Source organism: Arthrobacter sp. N199823, from assembly GCF_002929705.1.
GTDB lineage: Bacteria > Actinomycetota > Actinomycetes > Actinomycetales > Micrococcaceae > Specibacter.
Map to the genome: position 1 here is coordinate 1 of NZ_PJIN01000069.1, position 569 is coordinate 569.

Sequence of the window (569 nt, forward strand, 5' to 3'; positions counted from 1 at the left end):
TGACCATGCGCGACGTCGTCCTCCGATTCCCTGCGAGCACCGATGCGACGCGTGTTCAGGACGAGGAAGCGTGTGCAATGCTCCCCCACTTCAACGCGGCCCTATGTGCGCTCTCGCGCTAGCAGGTGCGGTAGATGAACGATGAGGTGTTCTGGCAGGCCGTTGCCGCGTCAGTTGCCCTCGCCACAGCTGTCAGCACTGCTATCGCCTGGAGCGTCGGCAGCTGGGCCCGTAATCGGTCGCGGGCGGAAGCTGACTGGGCTTTCACCGTCAGGGCGCGTGTCGTGACGGTAGGGCCTTTCGCCGAGACGGAAGGCACCGATGGCCATATCCGCGTGGAAGGCACCTTGGCCAACGCTGGAGACGCGACTGCCTTTCGTCTCACCCTGTCTTCGTCGTCGGGCAGGAGCGGTCTAGCGACTCGGATCAACAGCCCCACCTCTGCCTACCAACAGCACGACTGGCTGGCCGTGGTGCAGCCTGGCGATTCCGTGGACTACTGGGCAGAAGTACCCCCGGGGGACTGGAGTGAGCTGGTGATCACTTTGGATTGGATCGCCACTCCTACG

At 63.8% G+C, this 569-nt stretch carries 1 protein-coding gene; it reads left to right on the forward strand.

Annotation, left to right across the window (positions count from 1 at the left end; genetic code table 11):
* Positions 1–134 precede the first annotated feature (134 nt).
* Positions 135–569: hypothetical protein (locus tag CXQ93_RS20280; protein ID WP_146073316.1), on the forward strand; the 435-nt coding region annotated here is incomplete at its 3' end.